A 23206-nucleotide genomic window follows, 5' to 3' on the forward strand; every position below is an offset into this window, starting at 1 on the left:
GAGCGTCATGTGCGCCGCGGGCGTACGTGGATACGAAAATCGAAGCAGAGGAGTCGAAGTGGGATATCCAGGGGGACCGGAATCTATGGGTTCGTCGAACGGCGTCACCGTCACACCGCAGGAGCTCGTTGCTGCCGGGGCGACGATCGAGGGCCTGAGCGTGTCGATCGATGCGTCGAACTCGGCCGTGCGTTCCATCGTCGAGCAGACCGCCGAGGCATGGGTGGGCAAGGCCGGCAAGTCGTTTCAGGATGTCATGTCGCAGTGGGACACCAGTGCCCAGAAGATGCGCAGCGCGCTCGAGCAGATCTCGGCGGACATCAAGACCAACGGCCACGGCTACTCCGATGCGGACGACGACAACGTGGCGGCTGTGAACCAGGTGGCGGGATCGCTCGGTTCGGGACTGACCACGTTCAACTGACGGCACGACCGGCCACCGAACGGCCGACCACACGACCGAGCTCTATTTAGGAGACTGATTCGACATGAAGTACGACTTCGCTCAGATCGCGGCGTTGACCGAGGCGATGAACAAGCAGGCGAACGTGACCAAAGACCTTCTCGCCGACGTGGACGGCACTGCGAAGAGACTTTACGAATCGTGGGAGGGCGACGCGATGACGTCCTACTACGAACTCCAGCGTCAGTGGAACTCCGCATCCGACGAGCTCAATCTCATTCTGTCGAGCCTCGTCGCGGCCGCCCGCACCGGCGGCGAGGCCATGCACGGGGTGGAGATGGCGAACAAGGCGCGCATGGCGCGCTGACCGTCGACCACGAGCGTCGTATGCCCCGATCGGCACTTGTCGGTCGGGGCATACGACTGTCGAGGGGCGCGGCACCTGGCGCGGGTTGTGGTGGCGGTGTGTACTGGACGGATGACGGATTTCGGGACGGCGATCGATGCCGAGCGTTCTCGCGCCGAACACCGCCTGCACTCCCTTCGCGACGAGCTCGCGTCGGTCATCGAAGGCAGCCGGTGGACCACCGACGACGACGAACACGACCCGGAGGGTTCCACCATCGCCTTCGAGCGTGCCAAGATCGCGGCCCTGATCTCCGACACCGAGTCCGAGATGCGCGAGCTCGACGCCGCGTCCACGCGGTGGGATCTCGGGACGTACGGCACGTGCGAGCGGTGCGGAGAGTCGATACCGGCGATCAGGCTCGAGGCATTGCCTGCGGCCCGCCGCTGTGTGCGGTGCGTTCGCCTGTCCTGAGCCGGTCTTCCGCGTCGGAGGCGTTTTGACCTGGGTGCCGGCTCCCGGTATCGTTCCCCGTTGGCGTGTATGGGCTCGCCGCATTTCTTCGATGCGCAGAGCTCTTGTCCTCGGGTCTCAACTGGCCGCCGAGGGCATCCACACGTCTTGGCCAGCAGCGACATCATGAAGACAGGAATTTTCTGTGTCTACTTACGCCCCGAAGGCCGGGGACACCACCCGGACGTGGCATGTGATCGACGCCACGGACGTCGTGCTCGGACGCCTCGCCGTCCAGGCCGCGACACTGCTCCGCGGTAAGCACAAGCCCACCTACGCACCCAACGTCGACGGTGGCGACTTCGTCGTCATCATCAACGCCGAGAAAGTTGCCATCAGTGGCAACAAGCTCGATGGCAAGTTCCACCACCACCACTCCGGCCATCCGGGCGGTCTGAAGTCGCGCTCGACGCGTCAGGTGCTCGAGAACAACCCCGACCGTCTCGTGGAGAAGGCCGTTGTCGGCATGATCCCGAAGAACAAGCTCGGAAATGCCATCGCGAGCAAGCTGAAGGTCTACGCGGGACCGAACCACCCGCATGCCGCTCAGCAGCCCGTTCCGTTCGAGATCAAGCAGGTGTCCCAGTGACGGCGCCGGAGGGAAATGACGTGACGTCGCAGGAGAACATCGAAGAGATCGCCGCCGACGAGTTCGTGGCAGTGGAAGATCCCGAGGTGGCCACGGAAATCGAAGCTGCTGCAGCTCCGGCCCCCATCGTGTTCGATCGCCCGATCCAGACCGTCGGCCGCCGCAAGGAAGCCGTCGCTCGTGTTCGGTTGTCCTCGGGCACCGGTGTATTCAAGCTCAACGGCCGCACCCTCGAGGATTACTTCCCGAACAAGGTGCACCAGCAGCTGATCAAGGCTCCTCTGGTGCTGGTCGACCGCGCAGATTCCTTCGACATCGTGGCACTGCTGCACGGTGGCGGACCGTCGGGACAGGCAGGCGCGCTGCGTCTGGCGATCTCGCGTGCGCTGATCGAGCTCACCCCGGACGATCGCCCGGCTCTCAAGGCCGCCGGCTACCTCACGCGTGACGCGCGTGCGGTCGAGCGCAAGAAGTACGGCCTGAAGAAGGCCCGTAAGGCGTCGCAGTACTCCAAGCGCTGACGCGTCTTACCCGTTCCATCCTCGAGGGCAGGCTCCAGCAAGATCGGATGCCTGCCCTCGAGGCATTTTCCGACGATGTTCTCTCTGTTCGAAGGGGTCTTCATTCATGGCGCGATTGTTCGGCACCGACGGAGTGAGGGGACTCGCAGGCGGGGTCCTGACGGCAGAGCTCGCCATGACCATCGCCCGGGCTGCCGCCGCCGTGCTGGCGCCGGATGTCGACGGTGGTCGACGGACAGCGGTCGTCGGCCGTGACCCCAGAATCAGCGGTTCGATGCTCGGTGCCGCAGTGTCGGCCGGGCTCACTGCCTCGGGTGTCGACGTGATCGACGTGGGCGTGCTGCCGACCCCCGCGGTCGCCTACCTCACCGGCGAATACGGCGCGGCGCTGGGCGTGATGATCTCCGCCTCGCACAATGCGATGCCCGACAACGGAATCAAGATCTTCGCCGCAGGCGGGCACAAGCTCGACGACGACATGGAAGATCGCATCGAGGCGTTGCTCGGGGTGGACGGCCGCACCGAGAAGCCGGTCGATGTGACCGGCGCTGCCATCGGTCGCATCGACGTCGCTCCCGACGCTGCCGAGCTCTATGCCGAGCACCTCGTCGCACCGCTCTCGCACCGACTCGACGGTGTCACCGTCGTGGTGGACTGCTCGCACGGTGCAGCCTCGACGGTCGGACCGGAGATCTACCGCCGGGCCGGTGCGACGGTCGTGGCGATCAACGCCGAGCCCGACGGGCTGAACATCAACGACGGGTGTGGTTCGACGCACCTGGAAGGGCTGCAGAAGGCTGTCGTCGAGCACGGGGCCGACCTCGGGATCGCGCACGACGGCGACGCCGACCGCTGCCTCGCCGTCGATGCCTCCGGTGCGGTGGTGGACGGGGACGCGATCATGGCTGTGCTGGCCATCGCGATGAGTGAGAACGGCACGCTGACCGACAACACGTTGGTCGCCACCGTCATGAGCAACCTCGGGCTCCACATCGCGATGCGCGAAGCGGGAATCACGTTGCGCACCACCGCAGTCGGTGATCGATACGTCCTCGAGGAGTTGCGCCGCGGAGGGTACGCGCTCGGCGGTGAGCAGAGCGGGCACGTCGTACTGCCCGCGATCGGGACGACCGGCGACGGGATCGCGACCGCGCTGCGTGTGATGGAGCGGATGGCCCGGACCGGACGCACCCTGGCGGATCTGGCGTCGCCGATGCGCACGCTGCCCCAGGTGTTGATCAACGTACGTGTCTCGGACAAAGCTGCGGTGGCGTCGGCACCGTCGGTGTCGGACGCCGTGGCCGTCGCCGAGCTCGAGCTCGGCCAATCGGGGCGAGTTCTGTTGCGTCCCAGCGGGACCGAACAGCTCGTGCGAGTGATGGTGGAAGCGTCGGAACTCGACGTAGCGACCCGGCTCGCCGAGGAGTTGGCGGGCCGGGTCGCGGCGGTCTGATCGTCAGGCAGTGTCCGATCGTCAGGCGGTGAGTTCTCGCAAGGCGGTGAGCTGCGCGACGCGTCCTGCGGTGTCCTCGGCCAACGGTGCGACGTTGAGTGTCGTCACGCCGGCTTCGGCGAAGGCTGCCACGCGCTCCTTGACGTAGCTCTCCGGTCCGATGAGATTCACCGAACGCGCGAGCTCGTCCGGAACCGCCGCTGCTGCTTCCTCTTTCTTGCCGGCGAGGTACAGGTCCTGAATTTTCTCGGCCTCGGCTTCGTAGCCGTAGCGCTGAGCGAGGGAGTTGTAGAAGTTCTTTCCCTTGGCTCCCATGCCGCCGATGTAGAGCGCCAGGTGCGGCTTGACCCAGGGGAGGTACTTGTCGGCGTCATCGCCGATGGCGAGGGTGGGACTGGCGAACACCTCGAGTTCGCCGAGTGACGGATCGCGTTTGGCCTTGCCTGCGGCCAGCGATTCGCCCCACACGTCGGCTGCCTTCTCCGGGAAGTAGAAGATGGGCTGCCAGCCCTCTGCGATCTCCGCGGTGAGCTCGACGTTCTTCGGTCCGAGAGCGGCGATGACGACCGGAATGCGTTCGCGCACAGGGTGATTGATCAGCTTCAGTGGCTTGCCCAAGCCGGTTCCCTTGTCCGCCGGCAACGGGATCTGGTAGTGCTTGCCCTGATACTGCACTTTCTCTCGACGCCACACCTGGCGGCAGATCTCGATGACCTCACGGGTTCTGGCGATGGGTGCGTCGTACTTGACGCCGTGGAAACCCTCGACGACCTGTGGCCCGGATGCGCCGAGTCCGAGAACGAAGCGCCCGTCGGAAACGTAGTCGAGGCCGGCGGCCGTCATGGCCGTCAGCGACGGCGTTCTCGTGTAGATCTGGAAGATGCCCGACGCGATCTTGATCGTGCTCGTCTTGGCCGCAAGGAACCCGAGTTGACTGACGGCGTCGAAAGAATAGGCCTCGGGCACGAAGATGATGTCGAGGCCCGCCTTCTCGAGTTCGGCTACCTCGGCAACGGTCTCGGTGAAACCACCGCTGTAGTTCAGCATCGTTCCGATGTGCATGGGACTCCTCGTTCTCGAGTAGCTGGTGGAGCTGCTCGGTTGTCTGTTACCGACGTTTCGTATCGGGACGTTACCGCTCGCCGGGGAACCGATGGGAGTCGGCGCACGTCATAGTGGGAAAGGGGCACTTCGAGCGGGAACGGGCGGGCGATGAGCGACGGATTCTGGGTGGACGCGGTCCGCGTGCGCGAGGTGGCGGACTCGATGACGGCGTCGGCGGAGGCCCTGGGTGCGGCAGCCGATTCGATCGCATCACCGGGATTCGGTACCGCCGCCGCAGGACGGAACTACGGAGACCTGGGCGCGGCCTATCTCGACGCCCACTCCGGGCTCGGGCGGGCCGTCGGGGTGTGGCGATCGTCGGTCGACGACATCGCGGATGCCCTCGTCGCCGCGATGAACGCGTACGACATACAGGACGACGCCGGTGCGCACGCGATCGACTCGTTGCGGTGACTGTTTCTTCCACCTCACCCGCCGAGGCAGCATCGGTCGACGAGATTCTCGACGCCAATGCCGTCGGGCTGCTGTATTTCGAGCGTTTCCTGCCGTTGGCCGAGCGCGTTCCCGGCAGCGAAGTCCCGCGCTACGACGAGGTGTGTGCACGGTACGACGAGCAGCGCGGCCTGAACCTGGAGGCTCTGGCGTCCGACGCAGATGCGGTCGGGGCTATGGCTGCGGCGCTGGGTGAACAATTGGACGAGCAGACGCAGCTCCTGATCGTTCTTCGACTGCGGTGGCACGGTGACGCCGGTGAGACGGCCCAGCGATATGTGGCCACCGAGCAGGAGAGAGCAGGAGTGCTTCTCGACTCGGTCGAGGATGCGCTGCAAACGATGTACGCGGCTGTGGACGTACTGCGTGAGGCTGTGACCGACAAGGCCGAGCTCGTCGGAAGCCTCGATACCGACGCCGTGGAAGGACACGATCCCGACCGAATCGATGCGCTTCTGCTGGCCTCGGGCATCGAGTGCGTCCCGGTCGACCGGGCAACCGTGTTCGCCCGCCTGGCACCGGCGTTTCCGGAATGGGCCGAGCGATTCGCGCGAGCAGACGTATCGGACGAGTTCGCGGCCGAGGTCGCCGACCGGTCTCGAGAATGGATCGAGGGCGAGTTCGTGCCACATGTGCAACGCACGTGTGCCGCAATGTCGTCTGCCTGCACGGCCACGGACACGGCCGTTCGAGAGTGCCTGGCCCTGGTGGTGAAGGTCATCGAGGAAGTCGTCCACCCCGTGTTCGACGAGCTCGACGAGCGCAGTTGGGTGCCACTGGCTGTTGCTGAGAAATCTAGTGAGCGGTCGTCGCCCGAGAACTGCCCAGCGGCGGTCACGGCCGGAGCCGGGGGAGAGGCAGCCGTCACCGGACCCACATCGACAGCCCAACCTCCGTCCGAGGTGCCGGCCTCGGCTCCGCCGGCGCAACCGGCACCTGCTCCGGATGCACGTGCCACCGGTCCCAAAGCGTGGGGCGAAACCGAGAACGACACTGGTCGTGAAGACAGTCGGGTCGATGCAGTCGCCGGACTCGTCGACGGCATCGTGGACGGCATTGTGGACGACATCGTGGACCGGGTTGTCGAGGCGCTCGGTGACACGACCGGCGACGGGAGTGTCAGCGACGAGACCGATGCCGACCCCACCGCAGAATCCGGCCCCACCGCAGAACCCAACCCCGCCTCAGAACCCGACCCCACCGCAGAACCCAATCCGACTGCAACGCTCGATGATCCGCCCGCTTCGATCCCGTCGCCGGAATTCGGTGATGCATCGAAGGTCGTCGGCGAGCGCGGCCATCTCAAGGCCGAACTCGACGGCCATCGTGCCCGTATCGCGCTCGAACACGATGGGGCCGTATCGCTTCGACTCGAAACACCGGGCCTCGGGGTGCGCACGTTCGAGTTGCGCGTCGGTCCCTTCGGGTTGCCCGAGATCGTCGAAGTTCCCGGGACCGTCGATCCGAGCGGTGTCGGGGTGTCGAACCGGTCTTCGGCGACCGTGGAACCGCCGGAGCCCGCCGCGGGGGATCGAACCACACCCGATGCAGAACCCGAGATCGAACCGGCACCTCCTTCTGCCGAGTCCGGTGCTCCCGAGCCGAACACAGCGACCTCACCGCCGGTGGATGTCGCACCGGCCGACGAGCCGCAGGTGGGTAGTGCACCGACGGACTTGCAACCCGCATCGACCGCGGATACCCCGGAGGTATGTGTTCCTGAAACTTCGGACGAGGAGCACTCCGTCCGGCAGGGCCCGAACGAGGCTCATGAGGTGAGCGAGGTGCCTCCCGCTCCCGTGGCCCCTCCGGTCACCGAACCTCAGCCCAGCTCGGCGGGGTCCGGCGCGGGCTTGAGCGAGGCGGGTGCACTGTGAATCCGGACCCCGCGTGGCGTCGTGAACTGCACCGTATTCGCGACGCGCATCGGTCGGCGATGGCGGATGCCGTCGAACGGCTACGAAATCCAAGAGAACCGGCGAGAACCGATGTGGGGCAGGGGGTTTCGGACCCGTTGAGCGGAAGCGACACTTGGTCGGCAGCGGGCTCGGTCTTGCGCCCGGCTCACCTGGATCGGCGGCACGGCGCACCACACGTCGAACCGGACCCCGACGAGCAACCCCGATCGTGGCTGGTGTGACGACGCCGAGCCCGGTGGGTCAGCCGCGACCCAGTAATGCCTTGATCGAGGCGGTCGCCTTCGGCTTGGGCTGCTCGGTCAGCGGCGCGTGAGGGTCGACAGCACGGGTGCCGGCGATGTCGCCGTTCGTTCCGGCCAATTCCTCGTAGTCGGAGTCGCCGGTCAGGTGGTAGAGCAGAAATGCGGTTAGTACAGCGCGGGTGCGTTGCTGGGTCTTGCGGTCGGAGCTGTTGACTCCCAGTGCGCGGAGCATTCGCCGGCCTTCGACGAATCCGTCTGCCGTCGAGCCGTCGATCCGTCGGAGGACGGATGGTCCGTGCCAGGCCTGGGCGAGAGCCAGTGAATTGTCGTTGAGCGAATCTGCGTTCGAGCTGTCACCGACGACCAGTCCGGGCACGTCGAGGCCTGCGGCGGCGTCCTCGGACGACGGTGCCGTCGGTGCCGGAAACAGGGCGGCGACCGCTTTGACATCCGGTCGTCGGGAGGCAGCGAGTACGGCGGTCCCGGCGCCCATCGCGTGACCGACTGTGGCCAGATTCTCGGGATGCACGCTGATGTTGCCCGAGCCCAGGCGAACGCCGGTCATGATGTCGAGCACAGTGCCCAGGTCGGTGGCGAGTCCGCGGTGCGAGGGCACGAGGCCACGCTCGGTGTCGGGTGCTGCCACGACGAACCCCCACGACGCCAGGTGCTTCAGGGTGTCGGTGTAACTGCCGGGGCGCAGCATCCAACCGTGCGCGAACGCCACACCGGGCAGGCCGAAGCCTTCGGCCGGGGTGTAGACGACGCCAGGTTGCCCGGCCAGGGCCAGGTTCCCTCTGAGTACCTTGTGCGGGCCACGCTTGGAGAGAGCAGATGCCAGCTTCTTCGGTTTCGCCACGAGAGATGACGCTACCGAATGTGCTCGGGTATGGGGACGCCGGACACGGCGACCTGAGCGAATGGGTCGTGCGCGTCGTGCCGAGTACCCTGATGCACCATGTGCGGAATCGTTGGATATGTCGGCCACCGCCCAGCTTTGGGTGTGGTGGTCGAGGCGCTTCGGCGTATGGAATATCGGGGCTACGACTCCGCAGGAATCGCGATACTGGACGGCGCGGGCTCTACCGCGGTCGAGCGCAAGGCCGGGCGTCTGGCAAACCTCGAGGCCGAACTGGACGACATCGGCACCGATACGTTCGTCGGGACCACCGGCATGGGACACACGCGGTGGGCGACGCACGGGCGTCCGACCGACCGCAACGCTCACCCACATCGCGACGCGTCCGGAACGGTGGCGGTGGTGCACAACGGCATCATCGAGAACTTCGGTCCGCTGCGTGCCGAACTCGAAACGGCGGGTGTGGAGTTCCTGTCCGACACCGATACCGAGGTCGCTGTCCACCTCGTCGCTCGGGCATACGCGGACGGGCCCACCGCGGGCGATTTCGTCGCCAGTGCGAAGGCGGTGCTGCGTCGCCTCGAAGGTGCGTTCACGCTGGTCTTCACTCATTCCGATCACGCGGACACGATCGTCGCTGCGCGTAGGTCCACCCCTCTGGTGCTCGGAGTCGGCGAGGGCGAGATGTTCCTCGGGTCCGATGTCGCAGCATTCATCGAGCACACGCGCGACGCCGTCGAACTCGGGCAGGACCAGGTCGTCGTCATCACGGCCGATGGCTACGACATCAGCGATTTCGACGGCAACGAGGCGCAGGGGCGTCCGTTCCGGATCGATTGGGACCTCGCGGCCGCCGAGAAGGGCGGCCACGACTACTTCATGCTGAAGGAAATCCAGGAGCAGCCCGCCGCCGTGGCCGACACGTTGCTCGGCCACTTCGACAAGGGCCGGATCGTGCTCGACGAGCAGCGTCTTTCCGATCAGGAACTGCGTGACGTCGACAAGGTGTTCGTCGTCGCATGTGGCAGTGCCTACCATTCGGGTCTGCTCGCCAAGTACGCCATCGAGCACTGGACCCGGCTGCCGGTGGAAGTGGAACTGGCCAGCGAGTTCCGCTATCGCGACCCGGTACTGGATCGGTCGACCCTGGTCGTGGCCATCTCGCAGTCCGGCGAGACCGCCGACACCCTCGAAGCAGTGCGGCACGCCAAGGACCAGAAGGCGCGCGTTCTTGCGGTGTGCAACACCAACGGCTCGCAGATTCCCCGCGAGGCCGACGCAGTTCTGTACACGCGTGCAGGTCCGGAGATCGGCGTCGCGTCGACCAAGGCGTTTCTCGCCCAGGTGACCGCGAACTACCTCGTCGGCTTGGCTCTCGCTCAGGCGCGCGGCACCAAGTACCCGGACGAGGTGGCGCGCGAGTTCGCCGAGCTCGAAGCGATGCCGGAGTTGGTGCAGCGGGTGCTGGAGACGGTCGAGCCGGTGCGTGCGCTGGCGCGCGAGCTGTCGACGTCGTCGACGATCCTGTTCCTCGGTCGACACGTCGGTTACCCCGTCGCTCTCGAAGGCGCGCTCAAGCTCAAGGAGCTCGCCTACATGCATGCGGAGGGCTTCGCCGCCGGTGAGCTCAAGCACGGTCCGATCGCGCTGATCGAGGACGGCGTTCCGGTCATCATCGTCATGCCGTCGCCCAAGGGCCGTGCGGTGCTGCACTCGAAGATGCTCAGCAACATCCGCGAGATCCAGGCCCGCGGCGCTCGAACGGTCGTCATCGCGGAGGAGGGCGACGAAGCGGTCCGGCCTTTCGCGGACAGCCTCATCGAGATCCCGGCGGCGTCGACACTGCTGCAGCCTTTGCTCTCGACGATTCCGCTGCAGGTCTTCGCAGCCGAGGTCGCTCAGGCGCGCGGCTACGACGTGGACAAGCCGCGAAATCTGGCCAAGTCCGTCACGGTCGAGTAGTAGGACCGGCGGGGCTCGACACACACGACGGCACGAGCGGGAGGACCTCGGCATGCGCGGCTACTACACACCCGAGCAGATCAGGAACGCCGAGGCCCCGCTGCTGCGATCGTTGCCCGACGGCACGTTGATGCGCCGCGCTGCGTACGGCTTGGCCTCGGTGGTGGCGCGCGAGCTCTTCTCGCGAACCGGCGGCGTCGCGGGGCGACGAGTACTGATTCTGGTCGGATCGGGAGACAACGGCGGAGACGGCCTGTGGGGAGGTGCGTTCCTGCGCAGGCGCGGCGTCGCGGTGTCCGCGCTGCTGCTCGATCCGGACCGTGTGCACGCCGAAGGTCTTGCGGCCCTGCGAGCCTCGGGGGGACGGGTCGTCACGGAGCCGGACGATCCGGACCTCGTCATCGACGCCATCGTCGGGATATCCGGGAAGGGTCCGCTGCGTCCCCACGCTGCCGGGATGGTCGATCGGATCACCGCGCCCGTTGTCTCCGTGGACATTCCCAGTGGCGTCGATGCAGAAACCAGTGAGGTGTCGGGACCGGCGGTGACCGCCGATGTCACCGTCACGTTCGGCGCTCGCAAACCGGTGCACGTGTTGGCCGTACCTCGTTGTGGCCGAATCGACGTGGTCGACATCGGGCTGACCCTGCCATCGCCCGAGATCGAGTCCTTCGAGCCGGCCGACGTAGGCCGAATCTGGCCGATTCCCACCGCGTCGGACGACAAGTACTCGCAGGGAGTCGTCGGCGTGTTGGCCGGCAGCGCCACGTATCCTGGGGCCGCGTTGCTGTGTGTCGGCGCAGCCGTCGCCGCCACGTCCGGGATGGTTCGGTACGTGGGAAGTGCCGGCACAGAAGTGGTCTCGCACCACCCGGAGGTCGTCGTCGCACCGGATCTGGATGCAGCGGGGAGGGTGCAGTCGTGGGTTGTCGGCCCCGGCTTCGGCACGGACGAATCCTCGGCGGACATCGTGCGTCGAGTTCTCGAATCGAATCTGCCGGTGGTCGTCGACGCCGATGCATTGACGATCCTCGCGGACAACGAGCAGTGGGTCGTCGATCGCACAGCAGCGACGCTGTTGACCCCGCACGCCGGGGAGTTCGCCCGCCTGACCGGATCGGAACCCGGTCCCGACCGCGTCGCGGCCGTACGAGGCCTCGCCGCTCGGTGGGGCGTCACCGTGCTGCTCAAGGGCCGCGCGACGGTCGTCGCCGACTCGGACGGCACCGCGTTCGTCAGTGACGCGGGCGGATCCGCCGCGTCCACCGCCGGATCCGGGGACGTGCTGTCCGGCGTCCTCGGTGCCCTGCTCGCAACCGGAATGGCACCGTCGACGGCGGCCGCGTGCGGGGCCAAGGTGCACGCACTGGCCGCAGCCCATGCCGCGCACGGAGCCGATGGCGAATTCGCCGCCCCGATCTCGGCGACACCGTTGTCGAACAGCCTGCGAGAAGCCATCCGGACGGTCCGCTCGGTCGCTGTCTGAGCTGCACCGGGCTCGCCGGCCGACCTAACGGTGTGTCATGAGTTGTGCCACCTGATCCGTGGTGTGTGGGGCAGGGATGGCACTATCGAATGTTGTGACTATCGGTAACGGCGACGTGGAGACCGATCCGCGGACGGATTCGGGTGCTCTGGCAACCGTCGATCTCGATGCCGTGGCCCACAATGTCCGGGTTCTGCAGGAAGTCGCAGGCGACGCCGCCGTGATGGCCGTCCTGAAATCCGACGCCTACAACCATGGGGCAGGCCCCGTGGCACACGCTGCCGTCGCGGCCGGCGTGCACGAATTCGGGGTCACGACGATCGGCGAGGCCCTGGAACTGCGCGCAGCCGGAGTCACCGTGCCGGTGCTGGCGTGGCTGCACCGGGCCGATTCGGACTTCGGTGCTGCGATCGCCGAGAACATCGGAGTCGGGGTGTCCACGGCCGGCCAGCTGAACTCGGTGATCGCCGCAGCCAGGCGGACCGGTCTCACCGCCGACCTCTCGCTCAAGATCGATACCGGCCTCAATCGCAATGGCGTTGCGCGGGCGGACCTCGACGTCGTCCTGGATGCCACCGCGTCGGCGGTCGCCGAGGGGTCCGTGCGATTGACGGGGATGTTCTCGCATCTCGCCTGTGCCGACGAACCGAATCACCCGGCCAACGACGCCCAGGCAGAGCGGCTCCGCGACGCTGTTGCCCGCGCCGGCCGGCGCGGTATCTCGCCGCCCGTCGTGCATCTGTCCAACTCGGCGGCAACGCTGACCAGGCCGGACCTCGGTTTCGACATGGTGCGTCCGGGTATTGCGCTGTACGGCCTGTCGCCGGTGCCCGATATGGGAGATTTCGGCTTGCGTCCGGTCATGACATTGTCCGCGCAGGTGGCCCACATCAAGAAGGTGAACCGAGGTGAATCGGTGTCGTACGGATACACCTGGACAGCTCCGACCGACACGGTGGTCGCACTGGTGGCGCTGGGTTACGCCGACGGGGTCGTACGCCGACTCAGCGGTCGTTTCGAGGTGACCATCGACGGTCGTCGCTACCCGTCGGTGGGGCGCGTGTGCATGGACCAATTCGTCGTCGATCTCGGCGGCGACAGCTCGGGTGTCGCCATCGGCGACGAGGCGATACTGTTCGGGCCGGGGGACAGTGGAGAGCCGCACGCTCAGGATTGGGCGGATGCGCTCGACACCATCGGCTACGAGGTCGTCACCGGCGTTCGTGGACGTGTTCGACGTCGTTTCGTCGGCACGCGCTCAGGGGAGGCGACGAAGTAGGCCATGCTGGGATTGCTGGAGAGTATTGCGATAGTGGTGCGGGAGACAGCGTTTCGATCCAACAAGGATCCGCTGGCAACCGAGAATCTCGACCTGATGGACGCCGATCGAGGCAGTATCGTCACGGCGGACGACGGCGTTCCGCTGGCCGTCCGTGAGGTGGGGCCGGCGGATGCACAACTGACCGTCGTGTTCGTGCACGGATACTGCCTGCGCATGTCGTCGTGGCATTTCCAACGACGTGCGCTCGAACAGCAGTGGGGTTCGAGCGTGCGCATGGTGTTCTACGACCAGCGCGGTCACGGCCGCTCCGGGGTGCCCAGTGCAAGCAGTTGCACCATCGGTCAGCTCGGCCTCGACCTCGACGCGGTCATCCGTTCGGTCGTGCCCAAGGGACGCATCGTCCTGGTCGGGCATTCGATGGGCGGCATGTCGATTCTTTCCATGGCGCGCCAGCGGTCGTCCGTCGTCCGGCAGCGAGTGATCGGTGCCGTGCTGATCTCCACTACGGCTGCCGGCCTCGCACAGACGGGAGTCGGCCGCAGCCTGCAGAATCCGGCGGTCGATGCTTTTCGACTGGCTGTACGCACGTCACCCGGCCTGGTGCAATTCGGACGAGGAGCGGTGCGCGCCATCATTTCACCAGTGCTGCGCGCGGCCTCGTACGGAACGCGGGTGTCTCCTCGGCTGGTGGCATTCTCGCAGTCGATGATCGACGACACCTCCGTTGTCACCATCGTGAATTTTCTCGAGACGCTCGAACTGCACGACGAGTCGGCGGCTCTGGCGGAATTCGAGAACATTCCGGTGTCGGTGGTGTGCGGCGACGAGGACTGGATCATTCCCTTCGCGAGTTCGGAGGCACTCACCGACGCTCTGCCGAAATCGGAGATGGTGCGGGTGCGTCAAGGTGGGCACCTGGTGCAGTTGGAGTTCCCCGAACAGGTCAACGGTGCGATCCTTCGCCTGGTGGCGCGAGCATCGGAGCCCAAGAAGAAGCGGTGGGGCGTTGTCTGATTCCGAGAGTCCACCGAACTCCCGGCTCTACCTGCCCGTCGAGGCCGAACTGGCGACGGCGACGGACACGGCCGAGTTCGGTGCTCGGCTCGCGGACATTCTGGTCGCCGGCGATCTCGTCGTACTCGACGGTCCGCTCGGTGCGGGGAAGACCGCGATGACCAAGGGGATCGCGGCGGGTCTCGGGGTGCACGGTCGCGTCACCTCACCGACGTTCGTCATCGCCCGCGAGCATCGACCAGGATTGCGCCCCAACGGTTTACCGCCTGTCGCCCTCGTGCATGTCGACGCCTACCGTCTGGGTATGACGGGGCAGTCCGCGTTCGACGAGCTGGACGCGTTGGACCTCGATACCGATCTCGAGCACGCCGTCGTCGTCGTCGAGTGGGGCGAGGGCGTGGTGGAGACCCTGACGGATCAGCATGTCTCCGTGCGCTTGTCACGCGATCCGGAATCGGACGTCCGAAGGGTGAGTGCTTGCCGGGTGAATGGCGATGCGCTCGGCCGCCCACCCGAGTGAGCACCGAAACCCGGCGCGCCCGTATCGGCACTCCACGAAGCGTGCGATGCGGGTATCCCGGGTTCCTGGTGCCGCGGCTACGGGAGTGCTGGGTGCGGCCACCGGGCGGGTAGCCTTGATCCTCGTGCTCGTACTTGCCGTGGACACCTCGACCCCTGCCGTCACCGCAGGTGTGGTGCGGTTGTCCGACTCCGCTGCCGACGGGGCCGATGTCACCACCGTCGCCACCCGCATCAAGGTCGACGCGCGATCGCACGCCGAGGTTCTGACTCCCCACATCCTCGAGTGCCTGGCCGAGGCCGGCATCGTGGCTGCCGATCTGGCGGCCGTCGTCGTGGGAGTGGGCCCCGGTCCGTACACCGGCCTGCGGGTGGGGATGGCGACCGCGGCCGCATTCGGTGATGCGCTCGGACTGCCGGTCCACGGTGTCTGCAGTCTCGACGCGATCGCGGCTGACGTCGACGAATCCGGATCGCTGTTGGTGGTCACGGACGCACGTCGTCGTGAAATCTATTGGGCACGTTACGAAGCCGGGGTTCGGGTAGCGGGCCCCGACGTGATCGCTCCGGCCGAACTGGAGCACGGAGGCGTCGACGCTGTCGCCGGTTCCGCGCCGCATGCCGCACTGTTCGGGTTGCCGGTGCGTGACGTGCAGGCCCCGTCGCCGGCAGGGTTGGTTCGGGTCGCTGCCACCGACATCGGCAGCGGGGTGCCACCGGGACCGCTCGTTCCGCTCTATCTGCGGCGCCCGGACGCGAAGACACTCGCCGAACGGGCTGCGGAGAAGGCCGCTCGATGACGGTGACGATCGAACCGATGACGGTGCACGACTGCGCACGATGCGCGTATCTCGAGACGGTGCTCTTCGAGGGTGACGACCCGTGGTCGGCAGACGCGTTCGTCGCGGAACTGGCTGCGCCGCACAATCATTACGTCACGGCGAAGGAGGCCGGCGAGATCGTCGGTTATGCGGGAATCTCTCTGCTGGGGCAACCGAGCCGCGGCGCATTCGTCGTCGGTGAGGCCGAGGTGCACACCATCGGTGTCGATCCCGCGCACCATCGCCGGGGGATCGGCGGACGACTGTTGAGCGAATTGTTGCGCGTCGCCGACGATCACGGTGGGCCGGTGTTTCTCGAGGTGCGCACCGACAACGATCCGGCCATCGAGTTGTACCGACGTGAGGGCTTCGAGATCGTGAGTACCAGGGCGAAGTACTACCAGCCCAGCGGAGCCGATGCGTTCACCATGCGTCGGCCGGAGAGGACCGAGGCTGCCCGATGATCGTCATGGGTATCGAAAGCTCGTGCGACGAAACAGGAGTCGGCATCGTCCGCTGGCGCGACTCGGGTGTGTGCGAGTTGATGGCCGACGAGGTGGCGTCCAGTGTCGACGAGCACGCCCGGTACGGCGGCGTGGTGCCCGAGGTGGCGTCGAGGGCCCACCTCGAGGCCATGGTTCCTACGATGCGCCGCGCTCTCGCCGCCGCCGACATCGATCGTCCCGACGCGGTCGCAGTGACCATCGGACCGGGACTGGCCGGTGCTTTGCTGGTCGGTGTTGCCGCTGCCAAGGCCTACGCAGCGGCATGGGATGTTCCCTTCTACGCCGTCAATCATCTGGGCGGCCACGTCGCGGTCGACACCCTCGAGCACGGTCCGATGCCGTCGTGCGTGGCACTTCTGGTCTCCGGTGGCCATACTCATCTGTTGCACGTCGACGATCTCTCCAGGCCCATCGCGGAACTGGGTACCACTGTCGACGACGCGGCCGGTGAGGCGTTCGACAAGGTGGCCCGCCTGCTCGGTCTGGGCTACCCGGGCGGTCCGGCGCTCGACGATGCGGCGCGCGAAGGCGATCCGACTGCAATTGCTTTTCCCCGCGGAATGACCGGCCCACGGGACGCTCGCTACGACTTCTCGTTCTCGGGGGTCAAGACGGCCGTCGCCCGCTTCGTCGAGGCCCGTCAGCGGGCCGGAGATCCGATTCCGGTCGCCGACATCGCGGCGTCGTTCCAGGAGTCCGTTGCGGATGTGTTGACGATGAAGGCGGTTCGCGCCGCGACCGACGTGAACGTCGATACCGTCGTTCTCGGTGGAGGTGCAACGGCCAACTCGCGGATCCGCTCGTTGATCGAATCACGGTGCGCCGACAACGGTTTGACGCTGAGAATTCCGAAGCCGCGGCTGTGTACCGACAACGGTGTCATGATTGCCGCCCTCGGTGCTCACCTGGTTGCCGGGGGCGCGGCACCGTCGGCTCTGACAGCGGTGACGGACCCCGGCCTGTCGGTCGCGACCAGTCAGGTTCCCGGCTGAGCGTCCTGAGGGGGCTCGGAGGTTCGCGGCGCTGCCGTGTCCGGTGACGTCCGGGGTTCGACGCTCTGACCGGACACAGCAGGTGGTGGTGACCAGACCGTCGGCGGAGCGGTCAATTCCGGGGTGGGATCCGAGCCACGGACGACCGTCGTGGGAACGGTGATCGATCCGGTCGGGACTTCCGAGCTTTCCGGAACCGACCCTGCCGAGGGCCGAGGTGTCGGTCCTGGACTGAGCTCGATCGGGCCGGACGGCGTGGTGGGTTCGGAAGTCTCACCCGGGGCCGGGGTCGGCTCGACAGGCGAGCTGGTGGTCGGCGCGGGCGTCGTCGTGGGCTCGGGCGAGACCGGCGTCGACGGCTCGACGGTGACGCTGGTGCCCGCGTCGGGCGACGACGACTCCGGTGCCGGATCCATGGGCCAGTCGATCCGCGGGAGGTCGGGAGCAGGCCGCAACGTCGGCGTGGTGGTCGGTGTGGAGGATGCGGGGAGTCGGGACGGCGGACGCGAGGAATCGGCTGTGGTCGCTGCGGGGCCGATCGGGTCAGCCGAGTAACGGGTCGAAGTCGGCGTATCGCTCGGCGAGTAGCCCTCGGCTGCGGGTCGTCCTGCGTCCCCGGCTGCGACGGGTTCGGTGGCGCTACCGGCAGGAGACACGCTGGGGTCGTCTGCCGGGGTCATCGTCTGCAGCCCGTAGGCGAGGACCAGCCCGCCTGCGACGACGGCCGCCGCGATCGCACCCGAGTAGCGACCCATCCGGCCCGCAGTCCGGCGTGCGGCCGAGACCAGGGGGTAATCGTTGTCGGTCACCGATGCGGCGACGACGGCCGCGCCCACGGCGAGCACGGCATCCGGCTCGGGGAGGCGAACGATGCGTGCATGGAACGTGTCGGCCAGAGACGTGGCCAGCAGCGGGATGTGGGCACCGCCGCCGATCAGCACGATGGCCTCGGGTTCGTGGGTGCTTTCGTCGAACACGCTGCGCACGAACTGCGCTGCCTCGTCGAAGAGGGGCGATGCAGCGGTCTCGAATGCAGCGCGGCTCACGGTAAGCGGTACACCGCTGTATCGCTCGATGCGTGCTTCGTTCTCGTGTGAGAGCAGTTCTTTGATCGCCCGGTACCGCGCCGATCCGATTCCGCGGTCGTCGCGAATGTCGTCTCGCAGATTGTCGAGCGTCATGTTCTGAACGAGGTCCTTGACCAGTGCGTCGAGAACGACGCCGCCGATGGCCTCGGATCGGCCGTAGGACAGAACGACACCGTCGGTCCGGCGGGCCACGGTCACCGACAGTCCACTGGCTCCCAGGTCCACCAGGGCGATGGTGTCGTACCCGTCGACCAGACCGGTGGTGGCCAGATGTGCCGACGCGGCGGCGGCTTCCGGAACGAGCCGAACGTCTCGCGTGGTGTGTGCGAGTGCAGCGCGGATGCGCGCCGCATGTTCTTCGGTTCGGAAGGTGACTGCGATGGAATCGGGCTGTCGGTCGCCGGGAACGAGGGACGCCATCAGCTCGACCGCGGACGTCACGAGATCACCGACATCGATCTTCGCCTGGCGATCCGCCGAGACGGTGCGGTACTCGACTGCATGGCTGCCGTCGGATTCGACGGTGACCAGGGCTGCGCACACGCCCTCGGATCCGGTCGATACACCGACTCCTACCCGCATGGTGTACCTCCGCCCCGTTGTCCGTGTGTGGGAACCGTTCGGTTCCGCCGATGTCGTGCAGTGCCTCTCGTCTGTCGAGTCGTGGCGCGGCTGTCGATCGTTATCGTTCGGACAGCTCCGTTATCGTAACGTTACCGATCCCGTTGCGCGACCGTAATAATCTGCTCGGTCGGTTATTTCGCAGGCCCGGGTGCGGCCTCACCTGCACCTTCGGCAGTGTCGCGGCATCGAGAAAAAAGTGTGGAAATCCCCGTGTCGCGTGCCGAGGCGACCGGTGCGGGTCGGGTGGAAGTGCGATCCGGCCGAGTCGGTCCCCCGAACGCAAGCCTGGCGAACCCAGCCCTTGAGTGCTGGCACTCTCGTGTATAGAGTGCTAGTTGGCACCGAGCGAAGTCCCGGCACCCGCGACGACGGGACCGAGTTTCGTGCCGAGTTTGTCAGGACCGCACGAGAAGTACTTACACACAGCTGTCCGGGGATCCGACCCCGGACGCGTACCCCATAACTTTGGAGGGCTCAACGTGGCGAGCGTGAAAATCAAGCCGCTCGAGGACAAGATCCTCGTCCAGGCCAACGAGGCCGAGACGACGACCGCCTCCGGTCTGGTCATCCCCGACACAGCCAAGGAGAAGCCCCAGGAGGGCACCGTCGTCGCCGTTGGCGAAGGCCGTGTCACCGAGAAGGGCAACCGAATCCCGGTCGACGTCAAAGAAGGTGACACCGTCATCTACAGCAAGTACGGCGGCACCGAGATCAAGTACGCCGGCGAGGAGTACCTGATTCTGTCGGCACGCGACGTGCTGGCAGTCATCGCCAAGTAGGCCACAACGCATCCCGCCCCGGAATCCGATTTCAGTGTCGGTCCCGGGGCGGAGTGCGTTCGATCGAGTTTCTTTACTCGAAGGAGTAACACCGAAACATGGCAAAGCAAATCCAATTCAACGAGGAAGCACGCCGCTCTCTCGAGCGCGGCGTCGACAAGCTCGCCGACGCAGTCAAGGTCACTCTCGGACCGCGTGGTCGCCACGTCGTCCTCTCCAAGGCCTTCGGTGGCCCCACGGTCACCAACGACGGTGTGTCGATCGCTCGTGAAATCGACCTGGAAGATCCGTTCGAGAACCTCGGCGCCCAGTTGGTCAAGAGCGTCGCCACCAAGACGAACGACGTCGCAGGCGACGGCACCACCACGGCGACCGTTCTCGCACAGGCTCTCGTCCGCGGCGGACTGAAGAACATCGCCGCCGGAGCCAACCCCATCGCGCTGGGCACCGGCATCTCCAAGGCAGCCGACAAGGTTGCCGAGGCACTGCTCGCCGCGGCCACCCCGGTCGAGGGCAAGCAGGCCATCGCTCAGGTTGCCACCGTGTCCTCGCGGGACCCCGAGATCGGCGAGCTCGTCGGTGAGGCGCTCACCCGCGTCGGTGCAGACGGCGTCGTCACCGTCGAGGAGTCCTCGACGCTGCTCACCGAGCTGTCGGTCACCGAGGGCGTCCAGTTCGACAAGGGCTACCTCTCGCCGTACTTCGTCACCGACGTCGACACGCAGGAAGCTGTGCTCGAGGACGCCTACGTCCTGCTGTACCGCGAGAAGATCACCTCGCTTCCCGACTTCCTTCCGCTGTTGGAGAAGGTTGCCGAGAGCGGCAAGCCGTTGCTGATCATCGCCGAGGACACCGAGGGTGAGGTTCTGTCGACTCTGGTCGTGAACTCCATCCGCAAGACGATCAAGGCCGTTGCCGTCAAGGCTCCGTTCTTCGGCGACCGTCGCAAGGCGTTCCTCGACGACCTCGCAGTCGTCACCGCAGGCCAGGTCATCACTGCAGATGTCGGCCTGAGCCTGAAGGAAGCCGGCCTCGAGCTGCTCGGCCGGGCGCGTCGCGTCGTCGTCACCAAGGACGAGACGACAATCGTCGACGGCGCCGGCTCGCAGGACGACATCGATGCCCGCGTCGGCCAGCTTCGTCGCGAGATCGAGAACACCGACTCCGAGTGGGATCGTGAAAAGCTCGAAGAGCGGCTCGCGAAGCTCTCCGGCGGCATCGCCGTCATCAAGGTCGGTGCCGCAACCGAGACCGAGCTCAAGGAACGCAAGTTCCGCGTCGACGATGCAGTTGCAGCGGCCAAGGCTGCAGTGGAAGAAGGCATCGTTCCCGGCGGTGGCTCCGCTCTGACTCAGGCCGCGTTGTCGCTTGCCGACGATCTCGGCCTCACCGGTGACGAAGCCACCGGCGTCGCAGTGGTGCGCACTGCACTGAACGCACCGCTGTTCTGGATCGCCACCAACGCCGGCATCGACGGTTCCGTCGTCGTCAGCAAGGTGGCCGAGTTGCCGAAGGGCCACGGTTTCAACGCTGCGACCCTGACGTACGGCGACCTGCTTGCCGACGGTGTGGTGGATCCGGTGAAGGTGACCCGATCTGCCGTGGTCAACGCCGCATCCGTCGCGCGCATGATCCTGACGACGGAGAGCTCCATCGTCGAGAAGCCCGAAGAAGAATCCGAGGCCGCAACCGGCCACGGACACGCTCACTGATTTTCGGGTAGTACGACGAAACCCCCAACCCGAACGGGTTGGGGGTTTCGTCGTGTGTGCAGCTGTGAACGTCGTGTGCTCAGACCGCGATGCGACGGCGGTTGTGCCGGGCGTGCAATTCGCGCTCCGTCTCGGACATCCCTCCCCAGATGCCGTACGGCTCGCTGACGTTGAGTGCGTGGGTGCGGCACTGAGCGAGTACCGGACAGCTGCGGCACATCTCTTTGGCGCGCATCTCTCGCTGTGCTCGCGCCCGACCCCGCTCGCCGTCGGGGTGGAAGAACATGGACGAGTCGACGCCACGGCACAAGCCGTGCATCTGCCAATCCCAAATATCGGCGTTCGGCCCAGGGAGGTGATTCGGCTGCGGCATGGAAACTCCTAGGGTGGTGTGGCTTCGACGGATTCGTGATCCGAACAGCGACAACGTTATGTGGGTCGACGAAATCGAGTCAATAGAGCTCGATCGTGGGCAAATGCATAGCGGGAGGGCGAAGAATTAACACGCTCGATATTTACTTCGAGCCGCTCTCATGTGTGCGCCTCCGGTTGAGAAATCGGCCGAGTCGGGAGACGATGCTCATGGCACGACGCGGCGCAGGATCGACGGTGACGTGTCGGCGCGAGCCGGTGCCGCTCCGAATTTCACCGCGCGTTTCTCGAAGACCTGCAGCTCGAAGGTGTTGTCGCAGAGCGTCGAGCGGTGGCGGGCCGGGTTCGGCGTCGCTGCACGAGCGGCCGAGCGGATCGAGCGAGGAGTCGGTCGTTGTTGCCGAACGATTCCGATCGGCGGTGTCGAATGTGCCCGACGCATTCTTCTCCGACTCCGATAAACGACCCGCCGTTTAACCCATTCGCCACACAGCGTTCAGACAACTGTTTCCGAAACAACACCTATTCACATTGTTAATTCTGTGAAAACTGCAGCGGCGTCCTGAAAGGTCGTCGTGAATGCGACAGCCGTCCGGCGCGACATTCGCATTCGTGCGTTGCGTGTCCGTCGTTCTCGGTCGGCCGACTCGCGTGCCTGCAGTCCGTCCGTGGCCATACCCTGACGTCGTGCACAGTGTTTCGAAGTCCTCGCGCGTCACCGGAGAGCCCGATTGCATCGGGCTCTCGCTGAAAAAGGCGGCGTTCGGAGCAGACCCCGGTCGAACCGACCTACCGGCGGCTACCGATGCGCGGCAGAGTTGGTGCCGCGGCGTCGCACTGGCCGGCCAGGGTCGGTACAACGCTGCCCGGGTCGAGCTCCGGCGGTTCCGGCCGACGTCGCAGGCGCTCGAGTCCCTGTACGAGTCGACCAGGGCGTCATGGCTACGCCAGGTCGGTCGGCACCGGCTCGCCCGCGGGTTCGACGGGAGGGCGGTGTTCCTGATCGGGCTCACCGGCGAGGCGCGAACGACGGACGCGGTGGAGGCGCGCAGTGATGCGCTGGTCGGATTGGCGGCGGATGCACTGGGGACCGGCCGATTCGGGTTCGCGGATGCGTTCCTGGCGCGCAACGCAGAGCTGCTCTCGGTGCGTGGCGGGTCGGATCTGTGGCGTCCGGCGCTGCGCGCGCACTGGGTGGCAGCCGAGCTGGCAATGATGCGTGGGGACGGCTCGGGAGCGCTCCGACACGCCGAGTCTGCTCGCGCACTTGCCGACGACACCGATTCGTTACGGCATCGCATCAAAACCGATCTGGTGATGGCCGCTGCCCTGAGCTGCGCCGGTGCGACCGAGCGCGCACGTGCAGGAGCCGTCGACGTGGCCTGCGCTGCGGCGATGCACGGTTTACTGCCCCTGCGCTGGGCCGCGACGATGCTGTGCGAAGGAACCGGGGGAGCGGATCCGAACATGGTTCCGGCGCGCGACCTGGGAGCCGCACTCGAACGACTGGGTGGATCCGCGGTCGGTTGACCTGGACCGTAGCCGCACACGGACCGAGCGGTTCGATTGTGGGCCGTCGGTATCGCTATCCTTGGTTCGTTCCACCACCACGTGGAAGCGCTCCCAGGCGGGTGCGTACCTGTAACG

23 protein-coding genes are annotated in these 23206 nt (G+C 66.3%); 19 read left to right on the forward strand and 4 right to left on the reverse strand.

Annotated elements, in window-relative coordinates:
* The first annotated feature begins 85 nt into the window (after positions 1-85).
* The 6 genes from CH266_RS17685 to glmM all read left to right on the forward strand — a co-directional run bounded on the left by CH266_RS17685 (position 86) and on the right by glmM (position 3825).
* Entirely contained in the window at positions 86-424 is a 339-nt protein-coding gene (locus CH266_RS17685; RefSeq protein WP_032365623.1) for a WXG100 family type VII secretion target, read from the forward strand.
* Positions 425-488: 64 nt separating this feature from the next.
* A complete protein-coding gene (locus CH266_RS17690) occupies positions 489-770 on the forward strand; it encodes a WXG100 family type VII secretion target (RefSeq protein WP_032365622.1) in 282 nt (93 codons plus the stop codon).
* 111 nt (positions 771-881) lie between these two features.
* Entirely contained in the window at positions 882-1223 is a 342-nt protein-coding gene (locus CH266_RS17695) for a TraR/DksA family transcriptional regulator (RefSeq protein WP_027496343.1), read from the forward strand.
* Positions 1224-1407: 184 nt separating this feature from the next.
* Entirely contained in the window at positions 1408-1851 is a 444-nt protein-coding gene (rplM, locus tag CH266_RS17700) for a 50S ribosomal protein L13 (protein WP_027496344.1), read from the forward strand.
* Positions 1848-2372, forward strand: a complete 525-nt coding sequence (rpsI, locus tag CH266_RS17705) for a 30S ribosomal protein S9 (RefSeq protein ID WP_094715845.1) — start codon at positions 1848-1850, stop codon at positions 2370-2372. The genes rplM and rpsI overlap by 4 nt, the downstream gene beginning before the upstream one ends.
* Before the next feature lie 106 nt (positions 2373-2478).
* Complete coding sequence (glmM, locus tag CH266_RS17710; RefSeq protein WP_057474242.1) at positions 2479-3825, forward strand: phosphoglucosamine mutase; 1347 nt, start codon at positions 2479-2481, stop codon at positions 3823-3825.
* A 21-nt stretch (positions 3826-3846) separates the two neighbouring features.
* Here glmM and CH266_RS17715 read toward each other — a convergent pair whose 3' ends face one another.
* Positions 3847-4887, reverse strand: coding sequence for an LLM class F420-dependent oxidoreductase (locus CH266_RS17715; RefSeq protein WP_094715846.1), 1041 nt, complete (start codon positions 4885-4887; stop codon positions 3847-3849).
* 150 nt (positions 4888-5037) lie between these two features.
* Here CH266_RS17715 and CH266_RS17720 point away from each other — a divergent pair, with 150 nt between their 5' ends.
* Positions 5038-5343 carry a type VII secretion target gene (locus CH266_RS17720; RefSeq protein WP_032387011.1) on the forward strand — a complete coding sequence of 102 codons (306 nt, stop codon included), beginning with the start codon at positions 5038-5040 and terminating at the stop codon, positions 5341-5343.
* A complete protein-coding gene (locus CH266_RS25525; protein ID WP_094715847.1) occupies positions 5340-7259 on the forward strand; it encodes a hypothetical protein in 1920 nt (639 codons plus the stop codon). Before CH266_RS17720 ends, CH266_RS25525 begins: the two co-directional genes overlap by 4 nt.
* A gap of 282 nt (positions 7260-7541) precedes the next feature.
* Here the strand turns inward: CH266_RS25525 and CH266_RS17730 are convergent, their stop codons facing one another.
* On the reverse strand, positions 7542-8402 hold the full coding sequence (locus CH266_RS17730) for a dienelactone hydrolase family protein (protein WP_027496351.1): 861 nt from the start codon (positions 8400-8402) through the stop codon (positions 7542-7544).
* Positions 8403-8501: 99 nt separating this feature from the next.
* Here CH266_RS17730 and glmS point away from each other — a divergent pair, with 99 nt between their 5' ends.
* The 8 genes from glmS to tsaD all read left to right on the forward strand — a co-directional run bounded on the left by glmS (position 8502) and on the right by tsaD (position 16984).
* Positions 8502-10364 carry a glutamine--fructose-6-phosphate transaminase (isomerizing) gene (gene glmS, locus CH266_RS17735; RefSeq protein ID WP_032388213.1) on the forward strand — a complete coding sequence of 621 codons (1863 nt, stop codon included), beginning with the start codon at positions 8502-8504 and terminating at the stop codon, positions 10362-10364.
* Between the two features lie 52 nt (positions 10365-10416).
* Positions 10417-11850, forward strand: coding sequence for an NAD(P)H-hydrate dehydratase (locus CH266_RS17740; RefSeq protein ID WP_094715848.1), 1434 nt, complete (start codon positions 10417-10419; stop codon positions 11848-11850).
* Between the two features lie 94 nt (positions 11851-11944).
* A complete protein-coding gene (gene alr / locus CH266_RS17745) occupies positions 11945-13129 on the forward strand; it encodes an alanine racemase (RefSeq protein WP_255175947.1) in 1185 nt (394 codons plus the stop codon).
* 3 nt (positions 13130-13132) lie between these two features.
* The gene (locus CH266_RS17750; RefSeq protein ID WP_094715850.1) at positions 13133-14146 is read left to right on the forward strand and encodes an alpha/beta fold hydrolase; all 1014 of its coding nucleotides are present in this window, start codon (positions 13133-13135) and stop codon (positions 14144-14146) included.
* Positions 14139-14666, forward strand: coding sequence for a tRNA (adenosine(37)-N6)-threonylcarbamoyltransferase complex ATPase subunit type 1 TsaE (tsaE, locus tag CH266_RS17755; RefSeq protein ID WP_441347061.1), 528 nt, complete (start codon positions 14139-14141; stop codon positions 14664-14666). Before CH266_RS17750 ends, tsaE begins: the two co-directional genes overlap by 8 nt.
* A 124-nt stretch (positions 14667-14790) precedes the next feature.
* Entirely contained in the window at positions 14791-15465 is a 675-nt protein-coding gene (gene tsaB, locus CH266_RS17760) for a tRNA (adenosine(37)-N6)-threonylcarbamoyltransferase complex dimerization subunit type 1 TsaB (protein WP_032365683.1), read from the forward strand.
* The gene (gene rimI, locus CH266_RS17765) at positions 15462-15950 is read left to right on the forward strand and encodes a ribosomal protein S18-alanine N-acetyltransferase (RefSeq protein ID WP_094715851.1); all 489 of its coding nucleotides are present in this window, start codon (positions 15462-15464) and stop codon (positions 15948-15950) included. The genes tsaB and rimI overlap by 4 nt, the downstream gene beginning before the upstream one ends.
* Positions 15947-16984, forward strand: coding sequence for a tRNA (adenosine(37)-N6)-threonylcarbamoyltransferase complex transferase subunit TsaD (gene tsaD, locus CH266_RS17770; RefSeq protein ID WP_094715852.1), 1038 nt, complete (start codon positions 15947-15949; stop codon positions 16982-16984). The genes rimI and tsaD overlap by 4 nt, the downstream gene beginning before the upstream one ends.
* Here the strand turns inward: tsaD and CH266_RS17775 are convergent.
* Complete coding sequence (locus CH266_RS17775) at positions 16969-18654, reverse strand: Hsp70 family protein (RefSeq protein WP_094715853.1); 1686 nt, start codon at positions 18652-18654, stop codon at positions 16969-16971. The two genes, tsaD and CH266_RS17775, sit on opposite strands and share 16 nt — an antisense overlap.
* Positions 18655-19175: 521 nt before the next feature.
* Here CH266_RS17775 and groES point away from each other — a divergent pair.
* Together groES and groL are read left to right on the forward strand one after the other, a co-directional pair.
* Entirely contained in the window at positions 19176-19475 is a 300-nt protein-coding gene (groES, locus tag CH266_RS17780) for a co-chaperone GroES (RefSeq protein ID WP_008718149.1), read from the forward strand.
* Between the two features lie 98 nt (positions 19476-19573).
* On the forward strand, positions 19574-21187 hold the full coding sequence (gene groL, locus CH266_RS17785; protein ID WP_027496360.1) for a chaperonin GroEL: 1614 nt from the start codon (positions 19574-19576) through the stop codon (positions 21185-21187).
* Between the two features lie 79 nt (positions 21188-21266).
* Here groL and CH266_RS17790 read toward each other — a convergent pair whose 3' ends face one another.
* On the reverse strand, positions 21267-21560 hold the full coding sequence (locus CH266_RS17790; protein WP_027496361.1) for a WhiB family transcriptional regulator: 294 nt from the start codon (positions 21558-21560) through the stop codon (positions 21267-21269).
* A 686-nt stretch (positions 21561-22246) separates the two neighbouring features.
* On the opposite strand from CH266_RS17790, the gene CH266_RS17800 reads away from it, so the two are divergent.
* Positions 22247-23089 (forward strand): hypothetical protein, encoded by an 843-nt coding sequence (locus CH266_RS17800; RefSeq protein ID WP_080733357.1) that lies wholly within the window; start codon positions 22247-22249, stop codon positions 23087-23089.
* Positions 23090-23206 lie beyond the last annotated feature (117 nt).

The sequence above is a fragment of the Rhodococcus sp. 06-1474-1B genome (genome assembly GCF_002258885.1).
Lineage (GTDB): Bacteria > Actinomycetota > Actinomycetes > Mycobacteriales > Mycobacteriaceae > Rhodococcoides > Rhodococcoides fascians.

Coding starts and splice junctions, on each gene's coding strand:
- CH266_RS17720 (WP_032387011.1), top strand. CDS start 5,038: ATGAGCGACGGATTCTGGGTGGACGCGGTCCGCGTGCGCGAGGTGGCG.
- CH266_RS17685 (WP_032365623.1), top strand. CDS start 86: ATGGGTTCGTCGAACGGCGTCACCGTCACACCGCAGGAGCTCGTTGCT.
- CH266_RS17715 (WP_094715846.1), bottom strand. CDS start 4,887: ATGCACATCGGAACGATGCTGAACTACAGCGGTGGTTTCACCGAGACC.
- groL (WP_027496360.1), top strand. CDS start 19,574: ATGGCAAAGCAAATCCAATTCAACGAGGAAGCACGCCGCTCTCTCGAG.
- glmS (WP_032388213.1), top strand. CDS start 8,502: ATGTGCGGAATCGTTGGATATGTCGGCCACCGCCCAGCTTTGGGTGTG.
- rimI (WP_094715851.1), top strand. CDS start 15,462: ATGACGGTGACGATCGAACCGATGACGGTGCACGACTGCGCACGATGC.
- CH266_RS17775 (WP_094715853.1), bottom strand. CDS start 18,654: ATGCGGGTAGGAGTCGGTGTATCGACCGGATCCGAGGGCGTGTGCGCA.
- tsaD (WP_094715852.1), top strand. CDS start 15,947: ATGATCGTCATGGGTATCGAAAGCTCGTGCGACGAAACAGGAGTCGGC.
- CH266_RS17750 (WP_094715850.1), top strand. CDS start 13,133: ATGCTGGGATTGCTGGAGAGTATTGCGATAGTGGTGCGGGAGACAGCG.
- CH266_RS17690 (WP_032365622.1), top strand. CDS start 489: ATGAAGTACGACTTCGCTCAGATCGCGGCGTTGACCGAGGCGATGAAC.
- CH266_RS17740 (WP_094715848.1), top strand. CDS start 10,417: ATGCGCGGCTACTACACACCCGAGCAGATCAGGAACGCCGAGGCCCCG.
- CH266_RS17790 (WP_027496361.1), bottom strand. CDS start 21,560: ATGCCGCAGCCGAATCACCTCCCTGGGCCGAACGCCGATATTTGGGAT.
- CH266_RS17695 (WP_027496343.1), top strand. CDS start 882: ATGACGGATTTCGGGACGGCGATCGATGCCGAGCGTTCTCGCGCCGAA.
- glmM (WP_057474242.1), top strand. CDS start 2,479: ATGGCGCGATTGTTCGGCACCGACGGAGTGAGGGGACTCGCAGGCGGG.